The organism is Staphylococcus sp. GDX8P80P, assembly GCF_017893095.1.
Taxonomy (GTDB): Bacteria; Bacillota; Bacilli; order Staphylococcales; family Staphylococcaceae; genus Staphylococcus; species Staphylococcus borealis.
On sequence record NZ_JAESMI010000116.1, the window covers coordinates 1 to 17,449 of the forward strand.

General features: G+C 33.3%; 17 protein-coding genes. 8 read left to right on the top strand and 9 right to left on the bottom strand.

Annotated features, from left to right (window positions below; genetic code table 11):
* On the top strand, window positions 1–303 hold a 303-nt coding region (locus tag KA858_RS10080; protein ID WP_210135602.1), incomplete at its 5' end, for a transposase.
* Between the two features lie 121 nt (window positions 304–424).
* Here KA858_RS10080 and groL read toward each other — a convergent pair.
* On the bottom strand, window positions 425–2,044 hold the full coding sequence (groL, locus tag KA858_RS10085) for a chaperonin GroEL (RefSeq protein WP_210135603.1): 1,620 nt from the start codon (window positions 2,042–2,044) through the stop codon (window positions 425–427).
* A gap of 52 nt (window positions 2,045–2,096) precedes the next feature.
* Entirely contained in the window at window positions 2,097–2,384 is a 288-nt protein-coding gene (gene groES / locus KA858_RS10090; RefSeq protein ID WP_210135604.1) for a co-chaperone GroES, read from the bottom strand.
* Between the two features lie 176 nt (window positions 2,385–2,560).
* Here groES and mroQ point away from each other — a divergent pair, with 176 nt between their 5' ends.
* A complete protein-coding gene (gene mroQ / locus KA858_RS10095; protein ID WP_107629936.1) occupies window positions 2,561–3,301 on the top strand; it encodes an intramembrane glutamic endopeptidase MroQ in 741 nt (246 codons plus the stop codon).
* Between the two features lie 55 nt (window positions 3,302–3,356).
* Here the strand turns inward: mroQ and KA858_RS10100 are convergent, their stop codons facing one another.
* A complete protein-coding gene (locus KA858_RS10100; protein ID WP_210135605.1) occupies window positions 3,357–5,204 on the bottom strand; it encodes an SdrH family protein in 1,848 nt (615 codons plus the stop codon).
* A gap of 187 nt (window positions 5,205–5,391) precedes the next feature.
* Between KA858_RS10100 and KA858_RS10105 the strand changes: the two genes are divergently transcribed.
* The 6 genes from KA858_RS10105 to agrA all read left to right on the top strand — a co-directional run bounded on the left by KA858_RS10105 (window position 5,392) and on the right by agrA (window position 10,490).
* A complete protein-coding gene (locus tag KA858_RS10105; protein WP_210135606.1) occupies window positions 5,392–6,015 on the top strand; it encodes a nitroreductase family protein in 624 nt (207 codons plus the stop codon).
* A gap of 197 nt (window positions 6,016–6,212) precedes the next feature.
* Window positions 6,213–6,998 (top strand): carbon-nitrogen family hydrolase, encoded by a 786-nt coding sequence (locus tag KA858_RS10110; RefSeq protein ID WP_210135607.1) that lies wholly within the window; start codon window positions 6,213–6,215, stop codon window positions 6,996–6,998.
* 736 nt (window positions 6,999–7,734) lie between these two features.
* On the top strand, window positions 7,735–8,301 hold the full coding sequence (locus KA858_RS10115; RefSeq protein ID WP_210135608.1) for an accessory gene regulator AgrB: 567 nt from the start codon (window positions 7,735–7,737) through the stop codon (window positions 8,299–8,301).
* Between the two features lie 2 nt (window positions 8,302–8,303).
* Entirely contained in the window at window positions 8,304–8,444 is a 141-nt protein-coding gene (gene agrD / locus KA858_RS10120; protein ID WP_210135609.1) for a cyclic lactone autoinducer peptide AgrD, read from the top strand.
* Window positions 8,445–8,471: 27 nt separating this feature from the next.
* On the top strand, window positions 8,472–9,755 hold the full coding sequence (gene agrC / locus KA858_RS10125; protein ID WP_210135610.1) for a quorum-sensing sensor histidine kinase AgrC: 1,284 nt from the start codon (window positions 8,472–8,474) through the stop codon (window positions 9,753–9,755).
* 18 nt (window positions 9,756–9,773) lie between these two features.
* Window positions 9,774–10,490 carry a quorum-sensing response regulator AgrA gene (gene agrA, locus KA858_RS10130; protein WP_053030422.1) on the top strand — a complete coding sequence of 239 codons (717 nt, stop codon included), beginning with the start codon at window positions 9,774–9,776 and terminating at the stop codon, window positions 10,488–10,490.
* A gap of 379 nt (window positions 10,491–10,869) precedes the next feature.
* Here the strand turns inward: agrA and KA858_RS10135 are convergent, their stop codons facing one another.
* The 6 genes from KA858_RS10135 to KA858_RS10160 all read right to left on the bottom strand — a co-directional run bounded on the left by KA858_RS10135 (window position 10,870) and on the right by KA858_RS10160 (window position 17,168).
* Window positions 10,870–11,832, bottom strand: coding sequence for a carbohydrate kinase family protein (locus KA858_RS10135; RefSeq protein ID WP_210135611.1), 963 nt, complete (start codon window positions 11,830–11,832; stop codon window positions 10,870–10,872).
* Window positions 11,833–11,834: 2 nt separating this feature from the next.
* Window positions 11,835–13,319, bottom strand: a complete 1,485-nt coding sequence (locus KA858_RS10140) for a sucrose-6-phosphate hydrolase (protein WP_210135612.1) — start codon at window positions 13,317–13,319, stop codon at window positions 11,835–11,837.
* Window positions 13,320–13,415: 96 nt separating this feature from the next.
* Window positions 13,416–14,366, bottom strand: coding sequence for a LacI family DNA-binding transcriptional regulator (locus KA858_RS10145; RefSeq protein ID WP_210135613.1), 951 nt, complete (start codon window positions 14,364–14,366; stop codon window positions 13,416–13,418).
* A gap of 98 nt (window positions 14,367–14,464) precedes the next feature.
* Complete coding sequence (locus KA858_RS10150) at window positions 14,465–15,709, bottom strand: ammonium transporter (protein ID WP_210135614.1); 1,245 nt, start codon at window positions 15,707–15,709, stop codon at window positions 14,465–14,467.
* 118 nt (window positions 15,710–15,827) lie between these two features.
* The gene (locus tag KA858_RS10155; RefSeq protein ID WP_210135615.1) at window positions 15,828–16,052 is read right to left on the bottom strand and encodes a sulfurtransferase TusA family protein; all 225 of its coding nucleotides are present in this window, start codon (window positions 16,050–16,052) and stop codon (window positions 15,828–15,830) included.
* Between the two features lie 18 nt (window positions 16,053–16,070).
* Window positions 16,071–17,168 carry a YeeE/YedE family protein gene (locus tag KA858_RS10160; RefSeq protein WP_053030430.1) on the bottom strand — a complete coding sequence of 366 codons (1,098 nt, stop codon included), beginning with the start codon at window positions 17,166–17,168 and terminating at the stop codon, window positions 16,071–16,073.
* Window positions 17,169–17,449: the final 281 nt, after the last annotated feature.

A 17,449-nucleotide genomic window follows, 5' to 3' on the forward strand; every position in this document is an offset into this window, starting at 1 on the left:
AAAGAGAACCAAATAGAGAAATTTAATCATAAACTTTTTTCTATTCATCTTTCAGATGTGTGTCCTAAATTACGCACAGTCATTAGAACTTTAAGACGATTAACAGCTTTCATTGAAAATACTATGACATATTCTAACCTGACCAACGGTTCGTTAGAAGGAATTAATAATAAAATCAAACTCATTAAAAGGGTATCTTTTGGTTATAGAAATGATGATAATTTACGTAATAGAATTATTATAACTTCACGACTATTTGTCTCAACAACAAAAAAAGAGATTAAACAACCTAGAGTTGCTTAATCTCAATATTGGGACTCATCAGTTCGATTTGATGTAGAGCCAATTTATTTTAAAATTTCTATGACCAAGTTATGACCATTGAATACTACAAACGTTATTATAACAGTATTCAGTGGTCTTTTTACATCATGCCTGGCATGCCACCCATACCTGGATTGTCATTATTATCTGGGTCAGGGATAGTTGCAACTACTGCTTCTGTAGTTAAGAACATCGCAGCAACACTTGCAGCATGTTGTAATGCAGAACGCGTTACTTTTGTAGGGTCAACGATGCCTTCTTCAAGCATATTTACCCATTCATTCGTTGCGGCATTGAATCCAACACCTGCATCTGCATGTTTTAATCTCTCAACAATTACCGAACCTTCAAGGCCAGCATTCTCAGCGATTTGACGTACAGGTGCAGATAACGCTTTAAGTACGATATTCACGCCTGTTGCCACATCACCTTCCGCGTCTATTTCTTCTACTTTATTATAGATGTTTACTAATGCTGTACCACCACCGGCAACGATGCCTTCTTCAACTGCAGCACGTGTAGAGTTTAAGGCATCTTCAATACGTAATTTACGTTCTTTCAATTCAGTTTCAGATGCAGCTCCGACTTTAATTACTGCAACACCGCCAGCTAATTTAGCTAAACGTTCTTGTAATTTCTCTCTATCAAAATCAGAATCCGTTTCATCAATTTGTGCTTTGATTTGACTGACACGTGCATCAATACTATTGTCATCTCCGTCGCCATCGACAACTGTAGTATTATCTTTAGTTACTTCAACTTTGTTGGCACTACCTAGCATATCAATGGATGCGTCTTTTAATTCTAAACCTAGATCATCCGTAATAACTGTAGCGCCAGTTAGGATTGCTAAGTCTTCCAACATCGCTTTACGACGATCACCAAAACCAGGTGCTTTAACTGCAACTGCAGTAAATGTACCACGCATACGGTTTAATACGATATTAGTTAAAGCATCACCTTCAACTTCGTCAGCTACAATTAAAATTGGACGACTTGATTGCACGACTTGTTCTAATAAAGGTAAGATATCTTGGAAAGAAGAGATTTTTTTATCTGTCACTAAAATATATGGTCTTTCTAATTCAGCAATCATTTTATCTGAATCTGTAACCATGTATGGTGATTGATATCCTCTATCAAACTGCATACCTTCAACAACTTCTAATTCTGTATCTAGTCCATTTGATTCTTCAATTGTAATAACACCGTCATTACCCACTTTATCCATTGCTTCAGAAATATATTTACCAATTTCTTCATCTGCTGCTGAAATAGCACCAACTTGCGCAATTTCATTTTTATTTTCTACTTTTTGAGAGATATCGTGTAGTGCTTGTACCGCTACTCTTACAGCTTTATCGATACCTTCACGCAGTCCTACTGGGTTCGCACCACTTGTGACATTTTTTAACCCTTCTTGAATCATAGCTTGAGCTAATACAGTTGCTGTTGTAGTTCCATCTCCAGCAATTTCGTTTGTTTTATTCGCTACTTCTTGAACTAATTTCGCACCCATATTTTCGTAAGGATCTTCTAGTTCAATTTCTTTGGCAATTGTGACACCATCATTTGTAATTAATGGTGCGACATACTCTTTATCTAAAACTACATTACGTCCTTTAGGTCCGATTGTAACTTTAACGGCATTGGCTAATTTATCTACGCCACGTAACATTGCTTGTCTTGCATCTTCAGAAAATTTTAAGTCTTTAGCCATTTAATGTACCTCCATTATGTCAATATATTTAATGTTGATTATTTATAAAATTTTAGTCTTCAATAATAGCAAGTAGATCTTCAACATTTAAAATTAAGTATGTTTCATCTCCACGTTTAACTTCTGAACCAGCGTATTCTTGGAATACTACTCGGTCTCCTTCTTTAACCTCTGGAGCAACCCTTTCACCATTGTCTAGAACTCGTCCAGTTCCAACAGCTACTACTACACCTTCGTTAGACTTTTCTTTCGCACTGTCAGTTAGTACAATGCCACTTTTTGTTGTTTGTTCTTGTTCTTTGCGTTCAATAATCATACGATTTCCTAATGGTTTAAGCATGATCGTTCCTCCTTAACAGGTTCCTTTTTAGCACTCGAAATAATTGAGTGCTAATCTACATCTTATATTAATCAAATTTGGTCAATTTTTCAAGCGAAAGGATTATCTATATTTTGTATAACATACAAATTTACGATAAACTAACTAATGTTGATTATTATTTTTGGAGGAATAGAATGAAGAGAATTTGGGTAGCATTTCTTACCATTGTTATTTATGCTTTAGCACAGTTCTTACCCTTATTAATACAGCATTTACCATTCTTTAGTAATTTAAGAGGGATGGAACTTGCAAAAGCTGGCGTTTATACTCAAGTGATTTTATTTGTAATCGCAGCTTTATTAATTATTTGGTTAAACAGTATCATTAAAAATCCAACTAGATTAGAGCAAGGATATAAAGAACCTAAACGCTACATTTTACCATGGGCTTTACTAGGATTTGTTGTAGTTATGATATATCAAATGGTAGCTAGTCTAATCACTATGTGGTTAGTTGGTCAACCACAGCAAAGTCCTAATACTGAGAGAATAATGGCAATTGCTAAACAGCTTCCAGTATTCATATTATTAATCTCAATTGTCGGTCCAATACTAGAAGAATATATATTCAGAAAAGTTATATTCGGTGAAATTTATAATAAAATTAAAGGAAATCGAATTGTTGCATTTTTAATTGCTTCTATTGTAAGTTCAATTTTATTTGCAATCGCACATAATGATGTTAAATTTTTCTTCATATACTTTGGAATGGGCATGTTATTCTCGCTTGCTTATGTCTTAACTAAACGCATTGCAGTTCCAATTATTATCCACATGCTACAAAATGGTTTTGTAGTTGCAGTCCAATTTTTCTTTGGTGATACGGTTAAGCAGTTACAAGAACAAACTAATTTTATTGTTCATTTATTTATGTAAAAGTTAACGCATCTATTATTCTCTATTCAGGGACAATAATAGATGCGTTTTTCTTTTAGTTTTTAATTTTTCTATAAATAAATCTACCAGTGACGCCTACGAAAATCACAATTATAGATGTGATTAAAGCTATATTAATGTTTTTATATTTATCATTGTTTTCCGCTTCTTTACTCTCTTCTTTGCTATCTATAATTTTATCTTCATCGTGACTCTGTATATCAGCCTCTTCTTCTTTATCTCTATCACTTGGTTTTTTCAAGTCTGGCATTGAGCCAATTTCCCCCGTGATAAGTGCCAATACTTGCTCATCTAAATTTTTGTAATATTTTTTTGAGTTTAATGGATTAAAATACTCAAATCTAAAGTAGTTTGAGCCTTTTTGCAAGTAATCTAAGTATTGATTATTAAATGATTGTTTGCGAAAAAGTCTATAAAAATCTTGATTTGAAATGTACTCATTATTATTGCCTAACCTATTAACCTGATTAATGATATATGGATTATATTTATATGAACCATTAGCCAAATCATTTAATCTGTTTAAAAGTGCAGATTGACTATAGAATGGAAATTGATTTTGTCTATGATTATTATTTGTATAGACTTCCGTATCATTTTGGTTATGATTATGTTGTAAACGTCCACCATAATGCCATTGATTAGTCGTAGTTGAACCATTCATTTCTGATTGATTTTGGCGCTTATTCGGATATATATGATGAATCATTGAATCAGACACATTATGATCGTGATGTGGCCAACTCGGTTGTTGTCCTTGATTAGTTCCATTATTATTTTCTTGTGGATTATGATTTGTCATATCATTTGAATTTGAATGTCCTGAGTGTTCATCCTGGTGATTTCCATTATTATTTGAATTATGATTGTTAGAACTTCCATTGGAATGGTTTTGCGAACCATTGTTTGAACCGTTTTGTCCAGAACCTGTGTTGTGTTCACCTTGATTAGAGCCAGAATGTGAATTGCCATCATGGTTTGGTGGTTGCTGAGGATTATCACTTTCTCCTGGCTTATTTCCTTCGTCTGGTTGATCTGTTCCAGACGCTCCAGGTTTGTCCCCTTCGCTTGGTTTATCTGTTCCTTGATTGCCTGGTTTGCTTCCTCCATTATGTTGACCTGAATCATCGTTCCCTGGCTTACTTCCTTCATCAGGTTTATCTGTTCCAGACGCTCCAGGTTTGTCTTCTTCACCTGGTTTATCAGTTTCTTGATCGCCTGGTTGATTGGATTCGCCCTCACCTGGCTTGTTGCCTTCGTCTGGTTTGTCTGTATCGCTATCCCCGGGCTGGCCTTCTCCTTCTTGATTGCCTGAGTTATTTTCCCCATGTTGATCTTTATCACCAGGATGCGCTGTCCCCCCCTCATCAGAGTTGCTGCCTTCATCTGGTTTATCCGTTTCGTTTTCACCGGATTTGTGTTCTTCATTTGGATTATCTGCATCTTGATTTCCGGGATTGATTTCTCCTTCTTGGTTACCTGGCTGACTATTTCCAGGCTTACTTGAATTTCCCTCGTTATCATTGCCATCATCGTTTTCCGGTTGATTGTTATCAGTTGAATTATCATGATTCATAGTATTGTTATGATCTAACTGCGTATCATCATTATCTTCAGTTGATGGTTTCATCTCTCCATGGTTTTGACTATCTGTGTTTTTTTCTGAAACAGCAGTATCTCGGGCATCAGATTGATGATTGTCATAATAGTCATTCTGATTATTTAAATCATTTTGTGTACGTGTATCTGTACTAACCGCATTCTGATTAACCTCATCTGTAGCCGGTTGATTTTTATCTGCAGCTTTCACCTCGTGCTCATGACCTATCACAGATGTACTCAATGCTAAAATCAGGCTAGTTTGGGCTAATTTCTTTTTCATCAATCTTCCACCTCCTTGTGTTTTATAACACTTTCAGTATAAAGAATATTTATCTATTATGCATGGATATATGATTAATGATAAAAAATATTAATACTTTTGACATTTTTTGTAAAAAAACATTTTACAAATTCTAGTATAATATTTATACTTAGGATATAACTTATATAAACAAAGGAGATTTTACATGGGCTTATTTAGCAAATCAAAAGCAAAACCATTTTTACAAGAGATTGAAGATAGACGTACAATTTATAGTACAGAAACTACCATTTCAATTAGTGACAAAGAACTCGAAGATATGATTGAACATATCATTAAATACACACCTTCAGCTTTCAACTCTCAGTCAACAAGAATTGTATTATTATTAAATGATCAACATCATAAATTCTGGGATAATACTAAAACTGTATTAAAAGATGTTATGGGTCCTGATCGTGATTTCGCTCCAACCGAGCAACGTATTGATGGCTTCAAACATGCTTATGGTACAATTCTTTATTTTGAAGATGAAGATGTTATTAAAGGCTTGCAAAAACAAGTGCCAAATTATGCTGATAACTTTGCAAACTGGTCAGTTCAAACTAATGCAATGCACCAATTTGCTATCTGGACTGCTTTAAGTTCAAAAGGTATTGGCGCTTCTTTACAACACTACAATCCATTAGTTGATCAAATTACTACACAATCATTTGATATCCCAGCTTCATGGAAACTTGTAGCTCAAATGCCGTTCGGAGATATCCGTGAACAAGCTGGTGAGAAAGAAATTCAACCTACTGACAACAGATTCATCGTTAAAAAATAATTTATCTATAACTTATATAGTTAAATCAATCATTAAGACTCAATTTCTACTTAGACACTTTGTTCTATTTGAAGTTGAGTCTTTTTTTAACGTATTTTTCTAGAGCATCTGCATAGATTAAGAAACTCGCTCAATTTTTGATTTTCTTTTTTTAATTTAGTAAATTAGAGTTAATCTTGGGATGAGGAGATTTTAAAATGAAAGTACAAATATTTCAATTTTATGTTGAATACGGTAACGTTGAAAAAAATGAAAATAAAATTAAAAGTTGGTTTGAAAATAAATTAGAAGCAAATACAGAGGTCGTTGTTCTGCCGGAAATGTGGAATAACGGTTATGCATTAAATGAGTTGAACCAAAAAGCTGATAGAGAACTTAGTCGCAGTTTCCCGTTTATTCAATCATTAGCACAACAATATCATGTCGATATTGTCGCTGGTTCCGTTTCTAATATCAGAAATGGTAAAGTGTATAATACTGCATTTACTGTTTCTAGAGAAGGACATCGAATTAATAAGTACGATAAAGTTCATTTAGTCCCTATGTTGGATGAACCGACATATTTAGAAGATGGTAAAGCAGTCCCAGAGCCATTTTCACTTTCATCAGGTACGCTGGCAACACAAATTATTTGTTACGATTTGCGTTTCCCTGAATTATTGAGATATCCAGCACGCAATGGTGCACAAGTTGCATTTTATGTTGCACAATGGCCTACACCAAGGTTAAATCATTGGAAAGCCTTGCTTCAAGCACGTGCAATTGAAAATGATATGTTTATTGTTGCATGTAATGGAACGGGAAACGATGGTAATACAGACTACGCTGGTCATTCTATGATTATCAATCCAAATGGTGAGATTTTAGCTGAACTGGGTAACGAAGAAGATGCTATTGCTCATAATATCGATCTTAAAGAAGTTGATATTCAACGCGAGACTATCCCTGTATTTAAAAATTTAAAACCAAATTTATATAAATAGTGCAACATACTGTATCCAATCGTTTGGGTACAGTTTTTATTAACGACAAAAGTCGCGAGCTTGGGAGGAACTCGCGACTTTCATATTAAGGGAATGTTTTTTACAGTTATTTCAATCTTTGGGGATGTTATTAATTATGAAAATTTTACAATAGCTTACATCCTGAAAATATTTAACTTCTATATCATACAATAGCTAAGTTAAATACCTTCCACTGAGTTTCAACTTCAGTAACTTTGCTTGTTTCATTAATAAGTTGGGATGGCTTATTAATGAATACGTCTAACTACACGAAGAAAACAAATTAAGATAACTTCTAAATTAATTAGAAGCTTCTTTATTAATAATGTTCGATGGGACATTACTAATATTGAAATGGTTAACCAAAACCATTCACAACACTTACAACATATGGTAAAAGGATTAATGATTTTGCAACTACAAACAAAACCATTTACCTCGATTACCAAAACAATAACTATTAAATTTAAAGACTAAGATTATTAAGTTTTTATCACTCGTAAGTGATATGAGTCTATTTAAACATAACCTTCCAATTTATTTTTAATTATTTCTTAAATCGCATGTTTTTATACATAACTGTAATATTTTATATGTTAAAATATTACTTGTAATTTCAATATAACAGTTAAGTATTTATTTTGAACAGTTACGCATAAGCCCCCAGACCAATTGCGCTAAATTGTATAATCAATATAAGGAGAGTGGCACGCTATTGAAAGCAATTGATAAAAAGATTGAGCAATTTGCAGTATACTTGCAACGTAAAAACAACCTAGATCATATTCAATTTTTAAAAGTGAAATTGGGATTACAAGTCGTTGTAAGCAATCTTGCTAAAACAATTGTGACCTATGGTGTTGCACTTATCTTCCATACATTTCTATACACTTTATTTACACATGTTAGTTATTTTTTAGTTAGACGTTATGCACATGGGGCACATGCAAAATCATCATTGTTATGTCATGTTCAAAATTTAGCTTTATTCGTAGCATTACCTTGGTTAATAGTATATTTTAAGGTGAATTCGGGTATAATGTATTCTGTTGTGGCTATTGGGATGATAATTATAATTTATTTTGCTCCTGCAGCTACCAAGAAACAACCAATACCTAATCATTTAAAAAAGAAAAAGAAATTATTATCAATAACTATAGTGTTAGTGCTTTTAATAATTTCAACTATTGCACCAGAACCATTTAAGCAATTGATATTATTAGGGATTACGCTAGAAAGTATTACATTATTACCAATCTTTTTTCCTAGGGAGGATTATTAACTATGACAGTATTAGTAGATTTAATCATAAAATTATTTACATTTCTTTTACAATCAATTGGTACAGTAGCTTCATTCACTCCATGTACTACGTATTTTGATGAACCTGAAGTACCTGAGGAACTTACAAACACTAAAAATTGATAAAAAAGTGTAGAAAGTGTGTATAGTATGGATTTTTTATCGAATGTTCCATTAGCTGTTTTTCAAGGAATACTCTTATTTTTAGTAGCAAAAATAATTTTAAATTTAAAATATACAATTAGGGATTATTTACTTATTTTAGGAATAATAATCCCTTCTTCTGTTTTATATTATTTTTTTGGTAGCTTTGCATTGATAATTTTATTAGTTGGATGTGGCATATTCTTATATTCTAAAGTACAATTTTACTCCATTATTACAGTATTAAGTTGTGCTATCATAATGTTTTTCAGTAATTTTGTAACAGTAATTACATTTGTACTTTTCGAAAGTTACTTGAACAGTAAATTCTTAATTTTCATAGTATATATATTAATATTTAGTAGCTTTTCTATTATTTTCGGTGTGCTTTTCCGATTTTTACTAAACAAATTAAAACAATCGTATCTATCAATCAATAAAACCTATTTAACAATTATTTCAATTGTTTTGATTTTATCTTTCATCATTTTATATATTTACTCTCAAACACCGAAGTTAGATTATAATTCTCTAAAAATGTACGGCTTAATTTTTATTGGGATTATTCTTTTCTTCACTGTTCTTATAGTTTTCATTTCTAACTATATGATTAAAGAACTTCGTTATAAACGTAATATGGAAGAGATTGAAACATATTATGAATATACTTTACAAATTGAATCAATTAACAATGAAATGCGTAAGTTTAGACATGATTATGTAAATATTTTAACTACGATGTCTGAGTATATTCGTGAAGATGACATGCCTGGGCTAAGACAATACTTCAATGAAAATATTGTACCTATGAAAGATAATCTTCAAATGAAATCCATTAAAATTAATGGTACTGAGAATTTAAAAGTACGTGCGATTAAAGGCTTAGTTACCACTAAGATTTTACAAGCTCAAGAGAAGAACATTCCTATTAGTATAGAGGTGCCTGAGTTAGTAGAACATATAGAAATGAACACGATTGATCTTAGTCGTATCATTGGAATCATTACGGATAATGCGATTGAAGCATCAGAGACGCTTGAAGATGCATTGATTCGTATTGCATTTATTAATACTGAGACGTCTGTTATGTTTATTGTTATGAATAAGTGCCAAGAAGATATGCCTCGTATTCACGAGATATTCCAAGAACGCTTTTCAACTAAAGGAGAAAACAGAGGTCTAGGATTAAGCACGTTGAAAGAAATCACTGATTCTACTGACAATGTGTTACTCGATACGACGATAGAAAATGGCTACTTTGTACAAAAAGTAGAAATCATAAATAATTAGTCATAAGGATGTGTAATCATGAAAATATTCATTTGTGAAGATGATGTAAAACAACGCGAAAATATGGTTTCAATTATTAACAATTATATAATGATTGAAGAAAAACCAATGGAAATTGCGCTGGCAACAGATGATCCTTATGAAGTCATTGAAAAATCTAAAGAAATGAATGATGTTGGATGCTACTTTTTAGACATTCAATTAGAGGCTGATATCAACGGGATAAAATTAGGTAGTGAAATTCGTAAATATGACCCTATTGGAAACATCATTTTTGTTACAAGTCATAGCGAGTTAACATACTTAACGTTTGTATATAAAGTTTCGGCAATGGATTTTATCTTTAAAGATGATCCTAGTCAGTTGCAATCGAGAATTATTGATTGTTTAGAAACGGCGCATACACGCTTAAAATTATTGTCTAAAGAAAGTAATGTTGAGACGATAGAATTAAAACGAGGTAGTAATTCTATCTATGTTCAATATGATGACGTCATGTTTTTCGAATCATCTACGAAATCACATCGTTTGATTGCACACCTAGATAATCGTCAAATAGAGTTTTATGGTAACTTAAAAGAACTCGCACAATTGGATGATCGTTTCTTTAGATGTCATAACAGTTTCGTTGTTAACCGTCATAATATTGAATCTATTGATTCAAAAGAACGTATTGTTAACTTTAAAAATGGCGAGCACTGTTTTGCATCTGTTCGTAATGTTAAAAAAATATAGTTGAATATGCACAATCAAAATATTCTATAAGTAGATTAAGTTAGAAGGGAGTGGGACAGAATTCTTTTTAAATTCGTCGTCCACTCCCAGCTTGCTTTGTTTGTAGAATTTCTTGATGTAATTCTCTTTGCTGGGGCCCCGCCCCCCAACTTGCTTTGCTTGTAGAATTTCTTAGTGAAATTCTCTTTGTTGGGCCCCGACTCCCAGCTTGCTTTGTTTGTAGAATTTCTTGATGTAATTCTCTTTGTTGGGGCCCCGCCCGCAAGGATGACTAGAACTGAGAAAAGCTTGATTAAAGCGCCTTCTCAGTTCAGTCAGCTACTGCGAATTTGCAAAATAGCTCCATTATATTATTATGTCCCAGCCGCTTCTTTTTTCATTATTTTAATTCTGACGTAACTTCTTCAAGTGTTGGAATACTTTCAATGGCACCATATTTTGTTGTAACTTTTGCTGCTACGAAGTTACTGAATTGCAGTATGGCTTGCCCTTCTTCCTTAAGCAATTTAGTCATATTCACTTCATCACTTAATAATATTCTGCTAATTGCTGCTCCAATAAAGGCATCTCCTGCGCCTGTCGTATCAACGGCTTTTACTTTAAATCCTTCATGATATATCTTAGTTCCATCTTTTAAAATAATACTAGCGCCATTTGGACCTTGTGTATAAATAACTGCTATGACCGATCCTTGGAATAACGACTGAATTGCACTTTCTTCATCCGCTTCGCCTGTAATAAATTCAAGTTCCTCATCTGAAACTTTTATGATATTCGCTTTAGGAATGAACGCCTGTATCGTTTCTTTACATGCTTCAGCACTATGCCATAGCGGTAAACGTACATTAGGATCAAAAACGATGGTTCCATTAGCAGATTTAAATTTATCTATCATAGCTTTATGCGCTTCTTTCATATCACTTTCAACTAAATCAACAGAACAGAAATGTAGGATATCATTCGGATTAATTGAAATTTCGTCTAAATAGTCCGCTTTATAAAGCATATCAGCAGAAGGTTTACGATAAAATGAAAAATCTCTTTGTCCATCTTCTTTTAAGCTTACAAATGCTAATGCCGTATTTGCTACATCTGTTCTTCTTATGAATTGAGTACCTACACCTAGATTGCTTAAAGTTTCAACTATAATATCACCAAATGCATCATTACCTAATTGCGTCACCATTTCAGTAGATGCTCCCATTTTACGTGCTACACTTACTACATTTGCAGGTGCACCCCCAACTTGTCGACTAAATTGTTCAACATCTTTAAGTTCAGAGTTCTTCACATTTGGTATAAAATCTATTAATGCTTCACCTAGTCCGTATAACTTTCTCATTTTTAATCATCCTTAAGTTCATATTTAGTGAATTTTAAATAAACTTGTCCTGTTTCTGTTGATGTTTCTATACCTGTAGCATTTTCATCTGGAAATATTCTTGAAGTTAAAACACGTTCGCCGTCATTGCAAAATATCTCAATGCTTGATGTATCAACAAATATTTGTAATTGGCTCAATGGAGATTTTAAAATTGTACTTCTCGTTAAATCTTGAACATTGTCTGGCAATAATCCACTTTCCGTGCGATCCAATGTAAGCTTTTGCTCGCTTGTATTATAGATAATTTTGGTGTTATTTAACTTTGATGTACGTAATTCAAAATAAATTTCTGACGCATCATTTTCAAGAATATCAATAATCAGTTCATACTGTGTACCTTCATATGGATGTAATTTTCGATTAAATTTATTAGCATAACCTAGTGCTGTTTCTTTATTTTTACGTAACTTTTCAAGCCCTTTAAACGGACGTTGTCGTAGTTGATTATCCTCAATTGTCAGCACCCTAGGTATTGTTAAACAATGTGCCCATCCTTCATCATCGGTAGGATAATTGATTTCAGGTAAACCCATCCATCCAATTAATATTCTATTACCATTTTCATCTAAAAATGTTTGTGGCGCGTAAAAATCAAAGCCATTATCTAGCTCTATAAAGTCCCCATGTTTAAATGATAATGTGTCGAAATCTATATCCCCTATCAAATATCCAGATTGATATATATTTCTAAATTGATCACCCTGTGCTTCAATCCCTTGGGGACTGAAAAGTATGATATCTTTAGAATTCAAATTAAAATAGTCAGGACATTCCCACATATAGCCAAAGTTTTTTAAATGTGTTTCAAGTTCTCCACAAAAAGACCATTGTTTTAATTGTTTATCTTTCGTCTTGTAAATTAAACAACGACCTTGTTCATCATTTGTTTGGGCACCAATTATCACATAATATTCACCATTCAATTCAAACACTTTAGGATCTCTAAAATGACTAGTATATCCCTCTGGTTGTGAAGCGATAACGGGTTTATCAAATTTTGTAATCGTACCGTCATTTTCTACTTTCGCAATCATCTGACTAGCATAACGTTCCCATTGAGCATCACGTCGATTACCTGTGTATATGTAATATAAGTCGCCTTCATGTTCAAAAGCACTGCCACTATAAGCACCGTGACTATCATAATATGTATCTGGTTTTAATACAGCACCTTGTGGTTCGAACGTCACTAAATCGTCACTCGTATAATTAAACCAATACTTCAATCCATGTACAGCACCAAGTGGGAACCATTGATGTGAAACATAATATTTGCCATTATAATAAATTAAACCGTTAGGATCATTGAGCAAACCTGTTTCAGGTTGGATATGAAATGTCTGACGAAATCTTGACGCTTCGACTTGCTGTTTAAGATGCTCTAGGTACTTTTTATCTACGTCTTCAATGCGACGATAACGTTCTTCTCTTGACCATTCAGCCATATTATTCCTCCATCATTGATAAATTAAATCTAAGTTTATTATTATTCTATCATCGACTATGGTATCGGTTCCATAGTTTTATGTAAATTAAAATTTCTATATTTCAACCGGGATTGTGGTTTTTAACACAACATTTTTAGAAAAAATTAATTCATTTAATTGCTTCATAGCATGCGTTCCAGCTTTATAATAATTAAATTTAACAGTCGTAATCGCAGGCGTGACGAGTTGCGTCATCGGGTCTCCTCCAAAACCATAAATTTGATAGTTCTCAGATGTATTGGGTTGTTGAGAATAAAACTTATGAATCGCTAATGCAATAGGATCTGTTGCACCAATTAATACGTCAATATTACATGTATGATTTAACTTTTCAGCAACATCATTTTTAGCCTCTTCATATTTAAAAGAAGTTACATAAATTTGGGGATGAATATCATATTTTTTTAAAGCATCAATAATACCTTGCTTTCGTTGTATACCCACAGCAACATCCTCTTCACTAACTCCAAAGAATACGACATTTCGAAATTGTTGATGCCCTATTTGTTCACCTACGATGTATCCTGCTTGATAATCATCATGAATAATACTATGTAACTCAGGATGCGACTGACCGACTAGAATAACTGGTACATCTAATTTCTGAATCACTTCTAAATGTTTACTTGTTAAAGTAGTAGCCATTAATATGATGCCATCTACCTTACTTCTTGAAAAGGTCTCAAGTGCTTCAATCTCAGCATGAACATCCAAACCAGTATAATTAAGTAATAATTGATATTGATGTTGATGGCATACCGATACAATGCCTTTAACTGTCTCATCCACTGCATGTGAATTCATTCTTGGTATAATAGCACCAATCATATGTGTATGCTTGGCTCTTAAACTTTGCGCAAATTGATTAGGTTGGTAATCATGCTCAGCTATGATACGACTTAACTTTTCCTTCGTATGCGGGCTAACTGAACCGTCATTTAAAAAGCGGGAGACCGTGCTTTTAGATACTCCCGCTAATTTTGCGATATCTGATATATTTTTCATTAGATTAATCACCTAAATTAACTGTCATTTAAGCATTATTTTATCACATAACTATTCTTATAAAATACTGTTTAGTATATGAATCACTAATAAAACTATCAATATCTTTTATTCAGTTTGTTTAATTCGTCATAAAAATACGCTTTCTCACCATGAACAAGTTGATCCAATCCTGTCTTATCTTCTTCTTCAGTGGTTGCAATAGGCATGATACTTTGCAAAATCTTACCTATAATCCAAGTTAAAACCACCGTGTAACATAAAACCACGAGCACAGCTATAACTTGAATCAACACTGAGTGAATGTCTCCGTTATAGATAAATCCGTTTGATATATCATGATTAACATGTTGTGATTGAAACACGCCAGTAAGAATAGCACCAACGATACCTCCTGCACCATGAATACCAAAAGCATCAAGTGTATCGTTATATTTATACTTCACTTTAATCACATTAATAACGAAATAACAAACGATGCCACCCGCAAATGCAATAACAAATGCATTGAAATAATTCACATAGCCTGCTGCAGGTGTAATAGCGACTAAGCCAGCTAAGACACCTGATAATAAGCCAAGTAGGCTAATTTTCTTAGTCATAAGGTACTCAATGATTAACCAACTAAACGCACCACCACTTGCCGCGATAATTGTATTTACAAATGATGTTAGTGCAACATCATTTAACGTATATGCACTTCCCGTGTTAAAACCATACCAACCAATCCAAACTAAAATACCACCAATTAAAGTGATTAAAAGATTATGTGGCTGTATTTTTTCAATTTTTTTACCATTACCTATCATAATCGCTAAAATAAGGCCTGAGAGACCAGATGTGATATGTACAACTGTACCACCAGCGTAATCTAAAGCACCAAGTTGTTGTATCCAACCTCCGCCCCATACCCAATGCGCAACTGGGCTATATATCAAAATCACCCACAAGAATATAAAAATAATAAACGGAAAGAATTTCATACGTTCAGCAATAGAACCTGAAAGTATAGAAACTGCTATTGTGCAAAACATCATTTGGAACAACATAAATAATGCAAACGGGATGTGTGGACTTAATTGGTCATTGACTGCAAAACCAACATGTTGTAAGCCAATCAAATCGAAATTGCCTATAAAAGCATTGCCTGTTCCAAAACTTAATGAAAAACCTAATGTAACCCATGTAAACGTCACGATAATCATTGCTGCCATACTTTGCATAACTGTGTTTAGGACATTCTTTGATTGAACTAGCCCTCCATAAAACAAGCTAAGCCCAGGGGTCATAACCCAAACAAGTAAAGTGCAAAGAAATAAAAAAATTGTGTCATCCATCTTCATAATTACCACTTCCTTTGAAAATATCATAATGATACTTCAAAGAAATAGCAAAAATACGTAAGATAAAATGACACAATATGTTACATAATATAACAGTGTTTTAATCACTTATTTCGTTTTAAGCTTTTTGAATTGTAATTGTCCAAGATGCATCATCTAATTGTTCATAATTCGTAACTGGATAACCTTGTTCAGCCGCCCAATTTGGAATAGCTTCTGTTGCTTGCGTACAATCGAAATCTATTTTAAGTTCATCACCATTATCTAATGTTTTCATTTTCTTTTGTGCTTCAATAAGTGGAAATGGACATACCATACCTACTGTACCTAATTCATATAACATTGTTATTCCTCCAATTAATTATGTTGTTTGTGTTTGTTTTGGAACTGCAGTAGTTTGAGATTGTGATGTTTGTTTTTCTAACTTTTTCATTGGTCTAATGAAAATAAAGTAACTCATAAACCATACACCTAAAATCATAGAACCTAATGCAATCCAGCCTTTCCAAGACATAATAGCTGTTTCTACTAAGCCATTACCAATTGAACAACCACCTGCTACTGAGGCACCGAATCCCATGCAAATACCACCAATAGCACTATTACGAATCGTCTTTTTATCAGGTAATCGCCATTTGAATTCACGTGATCCTCTAGCAGCGATATATGATCCTAAAAAGATACCTAATATTAATAGTACACCCCAATCTATTAACTGAGTATCTCCTGTAATTAAAAACGTAATTAAGTTTGCTGATGGTGTTGTGATGCCTAAACCGTAATCTCTACCAGTTGACATACTCATCGGCCAAGCAATTAATGCTATCAAACCAACTGCTATACCAGCTACAAATGGGTGGTATCGTTTTTCAAATAAATAATGTCTCAAGCCACTATATTTTTGCTTAAGCTTTGGAACCGCAAATTTAGGTTTAGGTTTGCGTAACGTTTTAGTTACAAAAATAATCGTGATGATCGTTAATATTAAAGTAAATACCCACATTGGAATACCCGTTGTCTGAGACATATTGGCATTGATATTTGTAGGTTGATTTATCCACGTCATCACTGGAAGTAGCACACCTGTTTTAGTAATTGCCGCAGTTACTGCATATAACACGAGTGCTACCCAACTTCCTATTAAACCTTCTCCAGCACGATACCATGTACCTGTAGCACATCCTCCTGCTAATACAATACCTATTCCAAATATAAACGCACCAATGATGGTACCAATAATTGGAAATGTACTATCAGGTATTGAAATAAGATTTAACCCAGTTAAGATCAGTAGTCCTATACTTTGGACTGTAATAGCTACTAATAAAGCATAAAACATTTTGTTATTTTTTTGAACATACATGTCTCTAAAGCCACCAGCTAGGCAAAAACGTGTACGTTGCATAACAAACCCTAATAATATTCCAACGATAAGACCACTAATAATCATCCATATCACTATTAATTCATCCTTTCCCGATTATTTTACTAAGGTATTATAATCAATTGTACTAAATTTGGCAACTTCTTAAAATAAAATGCATCTAACGATTTTTCACACGACCTTAAATTATTGCAGTTGATTCACTTAATGTTGGCAAACAAAAAACGGGAGTGGAACAGAATTCTTTTGAATTCGTCGTCCACTCCCAGCTTGCTTTGCTTGTAGAATTTCTTGATGAAATTCTCTTTGCTGGGGCCCCGACTCCCAACTTGCTTTGCTTGTAGAATTTCTATGTG

What these genes read in the sequence shown, in the direction of transcription:
- groL (WP_210135603.1), bottom strand. Translation starts at nt 2,044, where the DNA reads ATGGCTAAAGACTTAAAATTTTCTGAAGATGCAAGACAAGCAATGTTA.
- groES (WP_210135604.1), bottom strand. Translation starts at nt 2,384, where the DNA reads ATGCTTAAACCATTAGGAAATCGTATGATTATTGAACGCAAAGAACAA.
- mroQ (WP_107629936.1), top strand. Translation starts at nt 2,561, where the DNA reads ATGAAGAGAATTTGGGTAGCATTTCTTACCATTGTTATTTATGCTTTA.
- KA858_RS10100 (WP_210135605.1), bottom strand. Translation starts at nt 5,204, where the DNA reads ATGAAAAAGAAATTAGCCCAAACTAGCCTGATTTTAGCATTGAGTACA.
- KA858_RS10105 (WP_210135606.1), top strand. Translation starts at nt 5,392, where the DNA reads ATGGGCTTATTTAGCAAATCAAAAGCAAAACCATTTTTACAAGAGATT.
- KA858_RS10110 (WP_210135607.1), top strand. Translation starts at nt 6,213, where the DNA reads ATGAAAGTACAAATATTTCAATTTTATGTTGAATACGGTAACGTTGAA.
- agrD (WP_210135609.1), top strand. Translation starts at nt 8,304, where the DNA reads ATGACAGTATTAGTAGATTTAATCATAAAATTATTTACATTTCTTTTA.
- agrC (WP_210135610.1), top strand. Translation starts at nt 8,472, where the DNA reads ATGGATTTTTTATCGAATGTTCCATTAGCTGTTTTTCAAGGAATACTC.
- agrA (WP_053030422.1), top strand. Translation starts at nt 9,774, where the DNA reads ATGAAAATATTCATTTGTGAAGATGATGTAAAACAACGCGAAAATATG.
- KA858_RS10135 (WP_210135611.1), bottom strand. Translation starts at nt 11,832, where the DNA reads ATGAGAAAGTTATACGGACTAGGTGAAGCATTAATAGATTTTATACCA.
- KA858_RS10140 (WP_210135612.1), bottom strand. Translation starts at nt 13,319, where the DNA reads ATGGCTGAATGGTCAAGAGAAGAACGTTATCGTCGCATTGAAGACGTA.
- KA858_RS10145 (WP_210135613.1), bottom strand. Translation starts at nt 14,366, where the DNA reads ATGAAAAATATATCAGATATCGCAAAATTAGCGGGAGTATCTAAAAGC.
- KA858_RS10150 (WP_210135614.1), bottom strand. Translation starts at nt 15,709, where the DNA reads ATGAAGATGGATGACACAATTTTTTTATTTCTTTGCACTTTACTTGTT.
- KA858_RS10155 (WP_210135615.1), bottom strand. Translation starts at nt 16,052, where the DNA reads ATGTTATATGAATTAGGTACAGTAGGTATGGTATGTCCATTTCCACTT.